A 14,927-nucleotide genomic window follows, 5' to 3' on the forward strand; every position below is an offset into this window, starting at 1 on the left:
TTATGCCTCCACTATCTCGAATTTCTTAGCCCTTATCCCCGGCGGTGTAATAGCTTTATGGCATTCATCGCACACGAGGCGGAGAGCAATTCTCTTAGTTGGTTTCTCCCTACCTTCAAATCTCGGCCTTGGAAAACCTCCATATCCAGACGTTACCCTCCTGAATCTCCTTTGGCCAGCTTTCAACTCGCTTGCCTTCCTCTTTCTAACCCTCTCAACAGAATGAGTTGTATGCTTCTTACAGTATGGACAATACGTAACTATCTTTTTTGGCATTTTCAACTTGAATTCACCTTTGACTTCGAAAGTATTTCAATCTATTATTTTTACCTTTTCCAAGATTAATATTGTCAATTTTTTGTCGATTCTTTAATGGATCGATACTTGATCGATACTTCAAGTAAAATGATGAAATACTGTAAGTAGATTCATATACAATAACGGTATTTACGTTTGTGTATGCCTATAAGGCATGACACAGGATTTTTTAACATCCGATAACTTAAAGGCTCATGTACCAATTTATTGATATTATTAGCCTTACGATTACTATTGTGCTCGAGAAGAACATCACATCATGAAATTCTGTATCGAAGGAAGTTTATAAGGATCTCAAAAAGTACGGTACGCCTTCATGTTATTATTCGAATATAATCAATAAAGGAGTTGCACTTGTTAAGATCTAAAGGAAAAGGTTGTGAAAAAAGAGAAAGCAAAAGTAACGCATTTGGAAAGGCCAATGCTTTCTGCATTATTTGGTTTTAATATAATCGATGGGAATGCATAATTCATGTAGCTGTCAGAATGCACGACTACAGTAGGCATTGATCGAAAAATTAGGAATAATACTGTAGTAAATGAGTATAATCAACTCTAACCGCTTACCGTTTAGGAATAACAGACCTATTTATGCTTTCATTACTTAATGTTTTATCTCTATTTTAGTTCGGATGAACATTATTGTAATTTGATCTAGAGCTTTGACAGAACGTCTTTCAGTACATCCCCTTTCTTTATACCTAACGCAGATGCTGCACTGGTGACTTCTACGATTTTCCCATTTAGCATATCATCAAGTGTTTTAATGCCGGTTATGCGTACTGCAGTATCCCCAAGTTTTTCTGCTGCATCAAGGTTAAGATACCCGCACATAGCGTATCCATGTTCTCCTTTTAATATTAATAGTGGTGCATTACCTAGCCCCATTCTGAAAAACTGGAACGCTTTTCCATTTAGGTTAACGGTATCGATTTCTATCATAGTAACATGGTATCGTTGGAAAGCATAAATAACTCTGTTTGTTGATAATTCTATTTTCACGATGGCTAATAACCTAGATATGCTATTTGAGCGACAGCAATAATCAAACTGTGTCAGTGCATTGCATATTTGATAAAGGTTGGTAAACGTACACTAGAATTTATGCTAATGGAGTTATAGATGCGGTAATCTAATAATAATTAGAAGACTGAAAAGCTTGTTTTATGGCCATAGTACAATGCAGATTGCACGTAATGCCTAACATTAAATTTAACTTTAGATCGAGGCATAAAATCAACAAAGAGCAAGCAATATACAATGTTTAAAATATCAATGTATATTTAGCATCAGCATGGAGAAGTCTATCAGGGATTTCCAATTCATCATCTACGCTGCGTTGTTCGTAATTTCTATGGCGGTCTTGGTTATAGTTTCAAATCAGCTGATATTTCATAATTCATTTCTCAACGATGCACAGTTCAACGTCGGCGATTGGGTATATTGGATATTTGCTGTATCTTTTATAGCCGCCATTATGTTTGGATACTCGATGTGGGCAAACTTAAGGGATACCTCAAGGTTCGAATCCCTAATCAACAGCTCAAGTAAAAGCGTTTTCGTACGAAATCTTGATGAATTAGAGAGGCTTGCCAAAAAACTTGGCAAAGGTTATTTGATCCAGCTAGAAAATGCAAAGGAAAAGTGGAAAGTTAAGTAATTAAGTCCTTCACAAACTGCGGCAACTTGAACACCCCATCCAAGACATCTTCGTTGAAATACTTTCCCTTTATTGCCGGTTTTCTTGGGTTCATTGCATCTTCACTTGCTATCGTGAAGGACCAGAAACCACTAGGATAAGTGGGTATGAAGCCCGTATATACTTTCACGTCCTTAAAGAGCCTCCTCATGCCAGTGTAAGCTAGTTTTAATGCTTTTGGCTGATAAAATGGAGAACCTGACTGTGATACTATTACTCCGCCGTCGCTAAGTATTTTCGTTATATCACTATAAAATTCCATGGAAAAAAGGCCTTCAGCTGGACCCTCCGGATCGGTTGAATCTATTATAACCAAATCGAATTTTTCATTACATTTCCTTACATACTTTATGCCGTCGTCAATGATCAGGTTAACCCTCTTATCGGTGAAGGCCGAAGAAAGGTCCGGAAAGAACCGTTTCGAAACTTCGACGACCTGGCCATCTATCTCTACATTGACGATCTTATTTAGGCCTAGATCTAACAATCTTCTGGCAGCACCACCATCTCCCCCACCTATTACAAGGGCCGATTGAGGTGGATTCTTTGTCATGTGGTAAGGGATCATAGTTATGAGTTCGTGGTAGATGTACTCATCCCTCTCTGTTAGCTGGACCGTTCCGTCGATGGCTAGAAGCTTACCAAAGTCATATGTATCGAATAAATCGATTCTCTGGTAGTCAGTTTTTATGGAGAGGAGCTGATCGCTTACCCTGAACGATAGCTGCAAGTTATCAGAATACCGCTCGGAAAACCAATTTTCAATGAGCTTCATACGACTTTTATTCCTATACAATATTTAGATTTTGGCTTATACATCAATCATAGCTATACTAAAGAACGAGAATCCTGCTTAGAAATTAAATATGCATAACGCGGGTGATTTCCGTGCTATACAAAATATAGGGAAAAATGGTTTGGTATTACATTCGATAAAAGATTATATTCTCACATAATACCTCTGCATGGACAGAAAAGAATTACTTAGCAAGCCAGTTCAAGACCTGCGCATTGACGGGAATACAACCCTATCAAATCTTATGGCCCAGTTCTCTAACATAGGTGGCTTTACTGCTGCAAAACTCTATGAAGCCCATTCGATAATTTCTGACATGTTTTTGGAAGATAACACAACCTTCCTTTCGTTCCCTGCCGATATTATATCTACCGGTCTACGCGGCCTAATAAACGATGTTGTGAAGAGGAAACTAGTCGATGTCATAATTACTACTTCTGGAACGCTTGACCATGACATCGCAAGAACATTCGGAAAATATTACTGCGGTTCCTTCAACTACAGCGACGTGGAACTGAGGGAGATCAACATAAATAGGTTGGGAAACGTGCTTGTCCCAGATGAATCATATGGAGAACTCATAGAAGAAAAGGTGATGGAACAGCTCGAGAAGCTCTATTCGATAAAGAAAGAGTGGGCAACGGTCGATCTCATAAAAGAGATCGGGCTTAGCATTAACAACGAATCATCAATACTCTATAATGCTGCAAAGAACGATATCCCAATATTCGTGCCTGGCATAACCGATGGCTCCTTTGGTTCTCAGTTGTGGAGCTTTTACGAACAGCACCACGATTTTAAAATAAATTTGCTCGAGGATGAGCACAGACTTTCCGATATAATATTCGATGCAAAAAAGACGGGTGCAATAATGGTTGGTGGAGGTATATCGAAGCATCACACCATATGGTGGAATCAATTCAGGGATGGTTTGGATTACGCTGTCTACATAACTACTGCACAGGAATATGACGGCTCACTCTCAGGGGCAAAGCTTGAAGAAGCCATATCTTGGAAGAAGGTCAGGCCAAACGCTAGGTTTGTGAATATATATGGAGATGCGACTGTGATTATGCCAATACTCATGGCTCCATTCCTGTAGGTATACGTTAAACAAATATAAATAATTTTTATAAATTTATAAAATGAATTAGCGATTGTTCTGACCCTGAAATATAATTGTAATTTATAAAATATCATAATCTTTATTAATTGATACAACATATTTGTATATGGAACTGTTAAAGGTTGGTGATCAAGCCCCTGATTTTGAGACTGTTGATCAAAGTGGAAGCAAAGTTAGATTGAGCGACTTTAAGGGACAGCCAGTTGTTCTTTACTTTTACCCTAAGGATAACACTCCTGGATGCACAACGGAAGCCTGCAACTTTAGGGATAACTTTAACTCATTTAAGGAAGCCGGTATCAAGGTTATAGGGGTGAGCGTTGATTCGCCGGAATCACATAAGAGGTTCGCAGAAAAGTATCAGCTCAACTTTACGCTTGCCTCTGACAAAGAAAAGGAAATTTGTAAAAAATATGGTGTGCTAGGTCTTGCAACGGCTAAGAGAGTGACATACATAATAGATCGAGATGGAAAGATCGTCTACGTATATCCAAAAGTCACACCTAAGGATCACGCAGTGGAAGTTATGAACAAAATAAAGGAGCTAGGCCTTATACCATCCTGATCGTTGATCAGGAATAACTTTTTTCTTCTTGAATAAGCATAATTGAGACGAATATAGATCCAAGTATCCATATTATAGATATAAGCAAAAGTATGAAGATATCAAAAATGATCGCAAACGCAAATAATAAAATGGGGATTATGTATTTAAGCAATCCCCATACAAGGTCATAATAATCCATGAAGGATCATCCGAACAGTGCGCTCAGCCCGGACATTGCCTCTTCTTCTTCCTGCTCTTTGTTCTCTTCTTTCTTCTTTTCTTCCTTCTTCTTAGGCTCTTCCTTCTTCTCCTGTGGGGCTGCTGGTGCAGCAGCTACAGGAGCCACTGTGGCATTCTTCAGTACTTCATCTATGTTGACATCCTTAAGGCCAGAGACAAGAGTCTTGAGTCTTGCCTCATCGACCTGTACACCTACGTCCTCTAGTACCTTCTTCAGTTTCTCTTCATCTACTTCTTTGCCTGCTGCGTGAAGCAACAGAGCTCCATATACATACTCCATTCTTTCAACCTCCTTATTGGAACAGGGAACCTAGGCCCTCCGATATGCTTTCATCTACAGATTTTTCGGCTTCCTTAGGTTCCTCAACCTTTTCACTTTCTTTTTCTGTTGTATTACCCTTATTCAATTCATTGTTTAAAATTATCGCATTCCTGTTTGCAATTGCCAAGAATTCCTTTAAGTTCTCTTCCGTAATGAACTGGGCAGCAACTGCGAAAGCATCGGCCTTAACCTTTGCTTCAGCGATTAGATCCTTGAGCACCTCAGCCACAAAGAACATCGATGCCTTTGAGATTTGTAAGGCCTGTGCGTATCCTATTGCCATCTGTTCTGCTATCTTTTCTGGTGTTAAAGACAGAACATCAGCGCTGTATAATACACCGTCACTATAAAGGCCGAGCAGCTCCAACCCGACTTCTAGCGGCTTTATATCGAGCATAGCCATTATCTTAGCCTTGTCCTTTGGGATAACTTCGCCTTTTTTTACCAGTACGGCTTCTTTTTTTATAGCTATCTTTCCCTTCTCAACCCCTGTTTGAAGGCCAACTTTCTGGAATTCTGTCATCATTGGTCCAGGTGGGAAGCCAGTCACCATAGGTTCAACAGTTATGTCAGCAGGCGCAACTTCTCCACCTCTTGGCGAGGCCTTTGTCAATGTTGCCTGTACCATTTGGTAAATCTCAGTGGGATCGAGCTGAGATGTTAATACCGCTATTTGGCCAGTAGTAGCATCCTTAAGTTTCGTGAGCTTCTCGTCATTTATGCTGTCAAGCGCTTTGAATAGAAGGGTCTTTTTGACAACTTTTATCTTGACTTTGTCTCTGTTCTTTGCCCTTATATCCTGCATCTGCCTGGTGCGAACTCCTTTTATATCAACTATTGCAACGGCCTTAGACTTTGTTATGTCTTGTGCAAGTTCGCTGACTATTTCCTTCTTCTTTGGATTTATCTTCCTCAATTCTGATCACCTGTCCCTACCTGTACGGCTTTTCCCATAGTAGTCTTCACGTAAACATTCTTTATATTTGAATGCCCCCTCTCAAGCTTTCCGGTGATCCTGTTAAGTATAGCCATTATATTTTCACTTATTTTTTGGGTATCCATGGATCGAGTGCCAACAGGCACATGCAGAGTAAGAGAGTTCCGGCTTCTTGCTTTCACTGTGTTCTTCAGAGCTTTTATCAGCGGTACGGGGTCCTGCCCAGGTGGTATTGGCCTAGGCATCTTCCCTCTCGGCCCTAAGACTTGACCGAGGCTCTTACCTATGTTAGCCATTAGGGTTGCTTCAGCGATGAAGAAGTAGGCATCGTTAACTATCTTCTTAAAGGCCTTCTTATCCTCAGCAAATTTTGATATGTCTTCAGGCCCGAATATGTAGTCAGCGACCCCCTTCGCTTTGGCCTTAAGCTCTTCGGAACCGAATATGACTACCTTAACATCTTTTCCCCTCCCATTTGGAAGAAGTATCTCCTCATTTATCCTGTTCTTTGGGTTAGTCATATCGATATCTTTTAGGTTTATTGCTATTTCAACGCTTTCTTCGAACTTTCTCTGGGGGGAACTTTGTTTTACGGCTTCAACAGCCTTGCTAATATCATTGATATCCATATCGCCTCACCGACCTACTGTTCGATCTTGATTTGTCCACTCTTTATTAGCTTCTGGACTTCCTTCGGATCTTTCCCCTCAACGTTTATTCCCATAGCTACGCAGGTACCAAGAACCTCCAAAACAGCTGACTTTAGGTCTTTGGCGAGCATGGATGGCATCTTCTTTATCGCTACATTTTTTATCTGCTCTAAGGTAGCGTTACCTGCTACAGCTTCCTTTTTCTTAGAAGCTCCCTTCTCAAGCCCAAGCTCTTTTTTTAGAAGAGCTGACGTGGGCGGAACCCCTACCGTTATCTCATACTTCTTCGTCTCTGGATCTATAACGGTTACAGTCACAGGCACCTGCATACCCTGAAACTCTTTAGTCTTTTCATTTATTTCCTTTACTACCTGTGCTACGTTTAGTCCAAGTGGACCCAATGCTGGCCCTATAGGTGGTCCCGTGGTGGCTTTTCCACCTTCCACCATAGTCTTTACTGACTGCGCCATAGGTTAAACACCTTTTCAAGACAATATGAAACTCCTATATATACCCATGTCTACTTTTCTTGGGTTGAAGTTTTAGTTTCTCTACACGTTATCCTGATCTTGTTATGCATTGCTACCACAAAATTTCTATTTCTTCATTTCATGAATATTCGGTGGTAGTTGATGACAAAGGTTTTGATAATAACTGGCGATGCCGGAGAAAGCCTAGAGGTTATGTATCCATACCAGAGGTTGTTAGAAGAAGGTTATGAAGTAGATATAGCTGCACCCTCTGCAAAATACGTACAAACTGTAGTTCACGATTTTGTTCCTGGTTTTGACACATACACCGAAAAGCCAGGTTACCTGGTAAAAGCCAATAAAGCGTTCAAGGATGTAAATCCAGAAGAATATGCCGCTATCGTAATACCAGGCGGAAGAGCCCCAGAGTACATAAGGAATGATCCAGACGTGCAGAGGATCGTTAAATACTTCTTCAACAAGGATGCGCCTGTAGCTGAGTTATGCCACGCTCCTCTAATACTTGGGTCAGCTGGGCTTCTCAAGGGAAGGAAGACGGCAGCTTATCCTGCGCTGAAGAGTGACGTTGAGATAGCAGGCGGAACGTTTATTGACGAGGGGGCTGTCGTAGATCGAAACATTGTATCTGCTAGAGCATGGCCAGATCACCCATCTTGGATGAGAGAATTCATGAAAATACTTAAGACAAAATATCCTCCATGATATAAGCCAATATCTGATGTTCGTAGGTTTATCTTCGTAATATTCATTATTTTCTTGCTTTTGTAGTATACGGTTTTTTGTAGTTGTGGCCCGCAATATGCACGTAACTTCGCTTAGATGTAATCAAATCTATTTTGAAAATCTGAGAAATATTTTATGTATGTATATATTAATATAATACGTTTTAGCATTCCGCCTTATTATTTGAACGCTGAAATTATATTTAATCCACGTCCCAAATTTAAATTTCGTTTTCATGCGCTCTTTGTTCAAGAAAATTAAAATATAGGCTACTGCGATTGAAACACAAATGAATAGCATATTAATGCCGCCTTCTCTCGATTATCTAGTTGCTGTAAGAGTAAAAGTGCCTAATCCCATACCTGAAAAGTATTGGAAGAGTATTTCAGATGAGTTTTACGGTATACAGAAATATTATCATATTGGCGCAATGTTCGTCAAAGAGTCTGGGCATTGGAATATATTGATGAACGCCTTCAAGGTGCTTCCTACAGAGGAAGTTATATCTATAGTGGATTATATAAACAACGTCTACACTAAGATGGGTCTTGGAACTGTGGTAAGCAACGATGCAAAGCATATAATAAGAAGTATAACTGATATATCTGATAAATCTATAGATAGGCTTGCAGGCATAGATGGCCTAGTTCTCTACCCTGTAATAAGTATAGGAAACAACGAACTCATAATGGTGTTCGAATACCCTGAAGAAGCAAGCGATGAAGTTAGCCGCATGATACTGGATTACGTGAATAAAGCACCGTTGCCAGCTGAAATAATCAAGATGGAGATGAAAAAACCAGGGGACAAACCTTCCTTATTCAAGGCTATTGAATTGAAAGGCATAGATCCAAGCAGCGTCTTAATTCTGCATACAAGGTGGTTCATGAAACTAGAAGAGTTCGATAGGCAGGTCGGTGGCATATTTAGAAACCTAATGGCCTTCAGGATAAAAAAGTTCGACAGAGATGCATTTCAACTGATAGCTGAAGTGTTCGGTAACGAACTGAAATTCGATGGTCAGTATAAGGTATATAGGAAAAGTGAAAAATCACAGATAGTTCAGTTCACTCTTAATACAGGTTGGTTCAAAGATTTCTTCGACGATGTTATCAAGGTTTTTATGGGCCCGGTTGACTATTGGGGATACAGTGATGGTATAGGCAACGTAGACAACTACTTTATGATCAGGAAGAGTGACCAAGCAGACTTTCTTAAGGCTTTAGGCAAGCACTGGAAAAATCCAATCCGATATTATCACAGGAATAGGTTAATGGAGATTGTACCTATGTCTGATATTCTCCCATCAGACCCACGAAATAGTAAATGAGAACAAAAAAATGTAGAGTTTAAGTTCTAAATCACTAATTATCGATCAAAATTTATTCTATTTTATTTTCAAGGAAATATTCGTTTGCCTCCTTAGTGAAGTTGTTCAAGTCTCTAGTATGCCTATTAAAGTTGTAAGTTCCTTCTATGTATGGATCCTCAACGCTTTGCCTTAATTCCTCGATTAAGGACTTGTCTCTCGATAGAACCATTATTGAAGGGCCTGTGTCAGCCGTGAAAAACAGATCCCCATTCTTTTTAAAGTCTTGTATAGCACGTAGTATCCTCAGACTTTCCCCAGTCTGTATAATTAAGCCACCTGAGAAAAGAATTGCGTTTAGCTTTAGCATGTCATTTTCCCCCGATATGAGTAGTTCGTCGATGTCAAAGTTGTGCTCGATGAGCCTCTTGATATTTGCGTATTTGTCTTCTAGCCATGAAGCATAAAAAATGGATTTAACGGCGACGCTATGTGCGCTATCTGTGGCGATATCTGTATATTTTGGGAATATGCCGTAATATACATCATGGGGATCATCTGCTACTCTAAATGCAGCGCATTCGCGAAGGTTAATACCAGGATACGAAAGCCATATGGATATACCGCTGTGTGCAGCCCTTGTACCCGATCCGGATACAAGTCTTGCATATTTCGAAACGAAGACATCGTCCAACGCTGGGCCTTCTCCGAATACGTTTTTTATGAGTGCCCTAGATACGGCTGCAGCAACTGCGGATGACTCGCTGAGTCCTTTTGCTTTAGTATACCTTCTGTATCTCCTTATGTAGAAATCGAATGAGCCCTTTATCCTAAATTCCTTCCTGAAATAATCTAAGGCAAACTTAGCTTTCCTTAGATATTTTTCGTCTGTGACGCCATCTAGTATGACGGTATCTTCGTTTCCATTTTTATTATATCTACAGGCAGCGATACAATATGAAAAATCAGTTCTCATTGAAATAGATGGATTATATGCAACTCTGTTTTCTACATCATAGTATCCAAGGAATTTTTCAAAGGCCTTTATTGGATATGCATATGAAATAGAAATGTTTCCGTCAATTGGGTTAGGCTCATAATCGTTATTTTCTGAAAGATAACCGTGATCTTCAAGCATCGTTCTTATTTTATCCCCTAATGATTGGAACTTGCTTATTTCCATAATGTTCAATTCAAGGCTTTATATTATAGTTTATTTTTTTTAAATTAGATATTGTCAATTTTTTTGTTGATTTTTTAATGGATTGATACCTCAATTAAAACGATGAAAAAAATCACGAAATACTGTAAGTAGAAACTATATATTTATAATAGCGAAAAAGCGTTCGTACATGTTAGAAGGGAACTATTAAAGTCTTATAAAGTGAAGCAGTCAAAAGATACAGAAAATATGGCATAAAGTCAAACGTCAACGGATATTTGCCAAAGTCTAAATTATCAAGATATGTTTTGTTTAAGATCAAAAAAGATTGACTAGAACAGTATTAAATATAAATCAAAAATCATTGAAAAATTATATGAAATATAAAGAAATATTATATTCGAATATAAAAAGTCAGAAGATGGTATGAAAATCTGGAAGCTAAATCAGTGTTAACCGCTTCTGTATACTTGCGTGGATTGTGGTATTATTGTTAATTGAAAGGAGCAAGTATAACAAATATCTGGCATAATATGGTGCCAACTCAAACTTTTCGTTAAGTTTGCCGGTAACCATTTTTCTTTTCATTTTTCCTTTTTAAAGTTTCTGATGGCGCGCTTCAGAGAAATAATGTAGTAGTACCATATACCAGCAAATATTAAAAACCAAAATCCCAAATACGACACAAGAAAACTATGCCAGTACGGATGGTATTTTATCTCAGCAGATGCCAAATATAATGAAATCGGTAGTGAAGCAATACCACCTGGTAAAATTTCTATAATGATTTTTTTCTTTTCGGGTTCATTTTATTCATTATAAGGCAACACTCTATCCTGCTATATATTTTTTTCGTCGCTGGGGCTTTGCAATTAAGCCTATTTTTAGCATGTTTTAGGTCCAAACTCGAAATTGGGTGTAAAGTCGTTTTGCCACTATGGCGGCAATAAAGCGTTAGGCCTACTATATATACGACTATTAGAGCAACCCATAGAATAGGCAGTTCTCATGTCATAGATGTGTACACCCTATTTGAGTACACACAAAATTAATTGCAGAACCCTTACAATAAGAAGAAATCAATGTATGTGACCTAATAGTCCTTTGCCAACATAGTTTTGCCAAGAAAATTTGTATATAATATATGATTAGAGATATAATCTTAAATTGACGTAGACCAATTAGCGCTTAAGATTAACGAATCTGGTATAGAAAAAAGGGCTAAGCGTAGAGATTATAAAAAGGCAGGTATCGCTATAGCGCGTGCAGTTGTGGTGCTAATGGTGGTGACACAAACTCCATTGGCGTTTCCACTCTTGATACCCGGAATGGAGGCAACTTCTTACTTTGCGTCTCAAGGTCAGGTGCCTGCAATCCCACAATTACTTTACTATTGTTAACCACGACAGCCTTTTACTGTCCATTGAATTAGGTCTTGAACATGGAACACTGGCAGGCTTGTTATCATATTTAGGCATTTACCTGCTGGCAACATCAATCGCGGGACACATAGCTCAAGGAGTTAATGCTGGTTTAGAAGCTGCTGGAATAACGGATATCATAGTAGACGCTTTATTTGGTTTAATGCCATGGTGGGGATGGGTATTTTGGCCAGCTGTAGTTGCGGGAGTAGTTACTTTTGTCTACTTTTAACCATTTTTTCCTTTTGACGATCTTATCCAACTTTACCTTTTCAATAAACCTTGATGTTAGCTGAGACTTCATATGTAATGATGAAGAAAGAGGAGTTGCGTCCATTGTAGTCATTGACATTATTTATCTATATATTCTATTCCAGTCCCTTGGAAGGAAAAGAACACTCGTTGTGAAGAAACTCGTGAGTGAAACTGATATAAACAAGTGAATCAAAGAGGAAAAAACAGGGCAAGAATTATTCCCAGGCTAATACTCATAAAGCTCCTTTATACAGGGATCAGTGTGAATGACGCTGCAAAGAATGTTGGTGTAACCAAGAGGGTTAGATATTAATAGCTTCAGAGATGGAATGATTCTAGTTATGAGGGACTTGTTCCAAGATTTGCTGGAGGAAAGCCGTCTAAACTTACAGGTTTAAAAGAACATTATTGAAGTGAGTCGCCGTTTCACTGGCCTCGAATCCAACTATATAAATTAGTACTCTAATTGCGATTTCTTATAATCCATATGAACCACAACCCTATAATCGATGGATAATGAGGGGTATGTTGAACATAGACAACTAATTAAAAGTCGCAAGTGAGTTCTGGGATTTTCTTGGAAGAATAGGAACATACTTAGAATTATTGGATTGCTTCGAGAGAGTGGGAATCGAACTGAGACCAGAAATAGATAATTACTTAGATGGTTTTAATAAATTCTAAACAAACCCATACCAACAGTTATTGAGACTTCGATTAAGGCACAATGTTTGAATAAGAAGTTGATATCCACTTAATTAAATAATCGGATACCTACCTATCTTTGCAAAATAGGATCTGCTTATAGCTATAAATGGGCCCGACCGGATTCGAACCGGTGACCTCCGCCGTGTCAGGGCGACATCATACCACTAGACTACGAGCCCACAAATTGCGATACCCGTATATGGACACTAAATTTAAACTTAATGCGTTAAGAGTGGTTTCTAACGTATTCATTATACTCTAATAAGGATATTATGAACTCTGCATGGCTCCAAACGAGCGGAGAAACAGAGAGAGGTTGCCCGTTGTACGGGTTTATCTGTTCTGAAAATATACCAGACTTCTGGCGGTGCGATTTAACCCACATTATAAGATCCCATGCCCTTTCAAAGTCCCCGTACCTCAAGTAGTACCTTGCCATCCATAAAGTAGTTATTATCCACGGGTTTCCTGGTATGTTCGTGTCATCTTTCACTCTCATGTACCTGTCATTCTGGTACCTCGCTATGCCTCCAACACCGTTTACCCATAGCGTATCCGATATTTTTTCCATTGTCGATACTATCTTTGGGTCTCTAGGATCTTTCATTCCAAAAATCACGAGCGATGTGAGTGCAGAATCTACAGTGAAATCCGGTTTTCCATCTAGGATCGCCCTTGCATAGTACCCGTACTCTTCGGAATAGAACTTCTCCTCGAAGGCTTCATACATCCTTTCCGCAGCGCTTAAATATTTTTCTGACAGATCCCCATCTCCGAATACATTTGCAAAGTTTGAGGCAGCCTTCAGCGCTGCGTATACCGTCGCTACGGTATATGCGTGAACACCGTATCGCTCCTCCCATAGGTCAAAGGATGGCTGCGGAAGCCCGTCTGAATCGACAAACCTTGTCATGAAGTCAGCTGCTTTCGTTATAAGCTTCTCGTAGTATGGTGCAGTGAAGCCTATGTCGTTGTACTTATGGAAGTATTCCCAGAGTACCCACACTACGAGTGCAGTTTCATCTTCCTGAATTGGGTAGATGTGCTTTCCGTTGATAACATGGGGCAGCCAGCTGCTGGCTATCTTACCATCTACGTTGTACTTATGGTAGAGATAACCCTCCTCTGACATTGAGCTTTCCATCAAGGCGAAGAATCTCCTTGCAGTCTCGCTGTGTCCCGATATGCTTAAAGCATATGCCGCTATTGAAGCATCTCTAGGCCAAACATAATAATAGCCGTCATGGCTCATCTTCAGTATGTCACTGTCACAGGAAGCAGCGATGGCACCAAGATCGTTTGCATGACTCCTAGTTACGAAGAGTGATCTTCTGAAAAGAGCTGTGGAATCAGCATCCAGGTTGGGCGTAACCTTAGAGGACCACAGCTCCCAATAATTGGTGGTTCTCTTTACCAATTTCCTTATGTACCTGAGGTCTATAAGTTTGTATTCTTCCTCAATATCATATATATTCCTACCGGATATTATGAAGTAATAGACTGTGAACTTTGACCCAGGCTTCAATGTAAAGGAATGCCTTATAACGGAATCTACTGAACCTATTGCTACTGGATTCATGGACAGTTCGTTATCCTCGGCATCCTTCCATGTGCCTTTAAGCTCGCCATAGTCTTTTATACCTGTCGCATACTGGTCTATAGTATTTCCTGATTCATCTACTGTTGAAGCCAGAAAGTACCTTCCCCCCTTATAATGGAGTACTCCATTGAATTCTGGATAGTATGTGGCCGTATCCCCTATGTCATTACCATAAATGTAAAAGTTTTGGTGGAAAAATAATTTCACATTCTTCTCTTCATTTCCCTTATTTTCGGCTGTTATCTGCCTCACGTAAATGTTCTTGTAGATATCAACAAGGTCATGGTTTTCAAAGTTAATGTCATCTACATTATAATTTATTATTCCAACCATTGTGTGGTCATAGTAATCCATGTACTTTATGCAGTTCCGATCTATCCACTTAAAATTGTTGTTTACGGAAACACCGAAATAAAACGGATGACCAGAAGAATGATTTTCAGATGCGTACTTTGAAAAGTAGAAATCAACAATCCTATAATCCTCATCAAATGCGACGATCATCCGCCCATTGCCGAGCGGGATATACCTAACCATAGCGGAGTATTGACGACTAAGCTTATAGATTTTTTGGATATATAGGATCGTATCTGTCTTATGTGGCAAAATTAATATCCCAACTT

At 39.3% G+C, this 14,927-nt stretch carries 15 protein-coding genes, 1 tRNA gene and 1 pseudogene; 7 read left to right on the forward strand and 10 right to left on the reverse strand.

All coding sequences use genetic code 11. The features are described 5' to 3' along the window. Both TVG_RS02150 and TVG_RS02155 read right to left on the reverse strand, forming a co-directional pair. Positions 1–282 carry a 50S ribosomal protein L44e gene (locus TVG_RS02150; RefSeq protein WP_010916672.1) on the reverse strand — a complete coding sequence of 94 codons (282 nt, stop codon included), beginning with the start codon at positions 280–282 and terminating at the stop codon, positions 1–3. Between the two features lie 690 nt (positions 283–972). Beyond that, entirely contained in the window at positions 973–1,260 is a 288-nt protein-coding gene (locus TVG_RS02155; protein WP_010916673.1) for a YunC family protein, read from the reverse strand. Between the two features lie 352 nt (positions 1,261–1,612). Between TVG_RS02155 and TVG_RS02160 the strand changes: the two genes are divergently transcribed. Beyond that, complete coding sequence (locus tag TVG_RS02160; protein ID WP_010916674.1) at positions 1,613–1,978, forward strand: DUF3198 domain-containing protein; 366 nt, start codon at positions 1,613–1,615, stop codon at positions 1,976–1,978. Here TVG_RS02160 and speE read toward each other — a convergent pair. Beyond that, positions 1,971–2,792, reverse strand: a complete 822-nt coding sequence (gene speE / locus TVG_RS02165; protein ID WP_010916675.1) for a polyamine aminopropyltransferase — start codon at positions 2,790–2,792, stop codon at positions 1,971–1,973. The two genes, TVG_RS02160 and speE, sit on opposite strands and share 8 nt — an antisense overlap. 190 nt (positions 2,793–2,982) lie before the next feature. Between speE and TVG_RS02170 the strand changes: the two genes are divergently transcribed. Together TVG_RS02170 and bcp are read left to right on the forward strand one after the other, a co-directional pair. Beyond that, entirely contained in the window at positions 2,983–3,915 is a 933-nt protein-coding gene (locus tag TVG_RS02170) for a deoxyhypusine synthase (protein ID WP_010916676.1), read from the forward strand. Between the two features lie 130 nt (positions 3,916–4,045). After that, on the forward strand, positions 4,046–4,504 hold the full coding sequence (gene bcp, locus TVG_RS02175; RefSeq protein WP_010916677.1) for a thioredoxin-dependent thiol peroxidase: 459 nt from the start codon (positions 4,046–4,048) through the stop codon (positions 4,502–4,504). Between the two features lie 187 nt (positions 4,505–4,691). Here the strand turns inward: bcp and rpl12p are convergent, their stop codons facing one another. Genes rpl12p through TVG_RS02195 form a run of 4 tightly spaced genes read right to left on the reverse strand, consistent with a single transcriptional unit; the run spans position 4,692 to position 7,105 of the window. Beyond that, positions 4,692–5,006, reverse strand: a complete 315-nt coding sequence (rpl12p, locus tag TVG_RS02180; RefSeq protein WP_010916678.1) for a 50S ribosomal protein P1 — start codon at positions 5,004–5,006, stop codon at positions 4,692–4,694. A 13-nt stretch (positions 5,007–5,019) separates the two neighbouring features. After that, positions 5,020–5,964 (reverse strand): 50S ribosomal protein L10, encoded by a 945-nt coding sequence (locus tag TVG_RS02185; RefSeq protein WP_010916679.1) that lies wholly within the window; start codon positions 5,962–5,964, stop codon positions 5,020–5,022. Further along, positions 5,961–6,614, reverse strand: coding sequence for a 50S ribosomal protein L1 (locus tag TVG_RS02190; RefSeq protein ID WP_010916680.1), 654 nt, complete (start codon positions 6,612–6,614; stop codon positions 5,961–5,963). Before TVG_RS02190 ends, TVG_RS02185 begins: the two co-directional genes overlap by 4 nt. A 14-nt stretch (positions 6,615–6,628) precedes the next feature. Then, positions 6,629–7,105, reverse strand: coding sequence for a 50S ribosomal protein L11 (locus TVG_RS02195; protein WP_010916681.1), 477 nt, complete (start codon positions 7,103–7,105; stop codon positions 6,629–6,631). A 162-nt stretch (positions 7,106–7,267) separates the two neighbouring features. Here TVG_RS02195 and TVG_RS02200 point away from each other — a divergent pair, with 162 nt between their 5' ends. Continuing rightward, positions 7,268–7,828, forward strand: coding sequence for a DJ-1/PfpI family protein (locus tag TVG_RS02200; protein WP_010916682.1), 561 nt, complete (start codon positions 7,268–7,270; stop codon positions 7,826–7,828). A gap of 310 nt (positions 7,829–8,138) precedes the next feature. Next, positions 8,139–9,179: a hypothetical protein gene (locus TVG_RS02210; RefSeq protein WP_156769048.1), complete on the forward strand. Its 1,041-nt coding sequence runs from the start codon at positions 8,139–8,141 to the stop codon at positions 9,177–9,179. A gap of 52 nt (positions 9,180–9,231) precedes the next feature. Here TVG_RS02210 and TVG_RS02215 read toward each other — a convergent pair whose 3' ends face one another. Further along, positions 9,232–10,341, reverse strand: coding sequence for a mevalonate 3,5-bisphosphate decarboxylase (locus TVG_RS02215; protein WP_010916684.1), 1,110 nt, complete (start codon positions 10,339–10,341; stop codon positions 9,232–9,234). A 1,326-nt stretch (positions 10,342–11,667) separates the two neighbouring features. On the opposite strand from TVG_RS02215, the gene TVG_RS02220 reads away from it, so the two are divergent. Together TVG_RS02220 and TVG_RS08935 are read left to right on the forward strand one after the other, a co-directional pair. After that, entirely contained in the window at positions 11,668–11,973 is a 306-nt protein-coding gene (locus tag TVG_RS02220) for a hypothetical protein (RefSeq protein ID WP_010916685.1), read from the forward strand. A gap of 416 nt (positions 11,974–12,389) precedes the next feature. Continuing rightward, positions 12,390–12,680, forward strand: a pseudogene (locus TVG_RS08935) (TdeIII family type II restriction endonuclease); the annotation flags it as partial. 131 nt (positions 12,681–12,811) lie between these two features. Here the strand turns inward: TVG_RS08935 and TVG_RS02225 are convergent. Both TVG_RS02225 and TVG_RS02230 read right to left on the reverse strand, forming a co-directional pair. Then, positions 12,812–12,883 (reverse strand) — tRNA-Val (locus tag TVG_RS02225). 47 nt (positions 12,884–12,930) lie between these two features. Beyond that, positions 12,931–14,841 carry a glycoside hydrolase family 15 protein gene (locus TVG_RS02230; RefSeq protein WP_010916686.1) on the reverse strand — a complete coding sequence of 637 codons (1,911 nt, stop codon included), beginning with the start codon at positions 14,839–14,841 and terminating at the stop codon, positions 12,931–12,933. Positions 14,842–14,927 lie beyond the last annotated feature (86 nt).

Origin of the sequence: Thermoplasma volcanium GSS1 (genome assembly GCF_000011185.1) — an archaeon.
Lineage (GTDB): Archaea > Thermoplasmatota > Thermoplasmata > Thermoplasmatales > Thermoplasmataceae > Thermoplasma > Thermoplasma volcanium.

Coding starts and splice junctions, on each gene's coding strand:
- TVG_RS02170 (WP_010916676.1), top strand. CDS start 2,983: ATGGACAGAAAAGAATTACTTAGCAAGCCAGTTCAAGACCTGCGCATT.
- bcp (WP_010916677.1), top strand. CDS start 4,046: ATGGAACTGTTAAAGGTTGGTGATCAAGCCCCTGATTTTGAGACTGTT.
- rpl12p (WP_010916678.1), bottom strand. CDS start 5,006: ATGGAGTATGTATATGGAGCTCTGTTGCTTCACGCAGCAGGCAAAGAA.
- TVG_RS02195 (WP_010916681.1), bottom strand. CDS start 7,105: ATGGCGCAGTCAGTAAAGACTATGGTGGAAGGTGGAAAAGCCACCACG.
- TVG_RS02160 (WP_010916674.1), top strand. CDS start 1,613: ATGGAGAAGTCTATCAGGGATTTCCAATTCATCATCTACGCTGCGTTG.
- TVG_RS02200 (WP_010916682.1), top strand. CDS start 7,268: ATGACAAAGGTTTTGATAATAACTGGCGATGCCGGAGAAAGCCTAGAG.
- TVG_RS02155 (WP_010916673.1), bottom strand. CDS start 1,260: ATGATAGAAATCGATACCGTTAACCTAAATGGAAAAGCGTTCCAGTTT.
- speE (WP_010916675.1), bottom strand. CDS start 2,792: ATGAAGCTCATTGAAAATTGGTTTTCCGAGCGGTATTCTGATAACTTG.
- TVG_RS02210 (WP_156769048.1), top strand. CDS start 8,139: ATGAATAGCATATTAATGCCGCCTTCTCTCGATTATCTAGTTGCTGTA.
- TVG_RS02190 (WP_010916680.1), bottom strand. CDS start 6,614: ATGGATATCAATGATATTAGCAAGGCTGTTGAAGCCGTAAAACAAAGT.
- TVG_RS02215 (WP_010916684.1), bottom strand. CDS start 10,341: ATGGAAATAAGCAAGTTCCAATCATTAGGGGATAAAATAAGAACGATG.
- TVG_RS02230 (WP_010916686.1), bottom strand. CDS start 14,841: ATGGTTAGGTATATCCCGCTCGGCAATGGGCGGATGATCGTCGCATTT.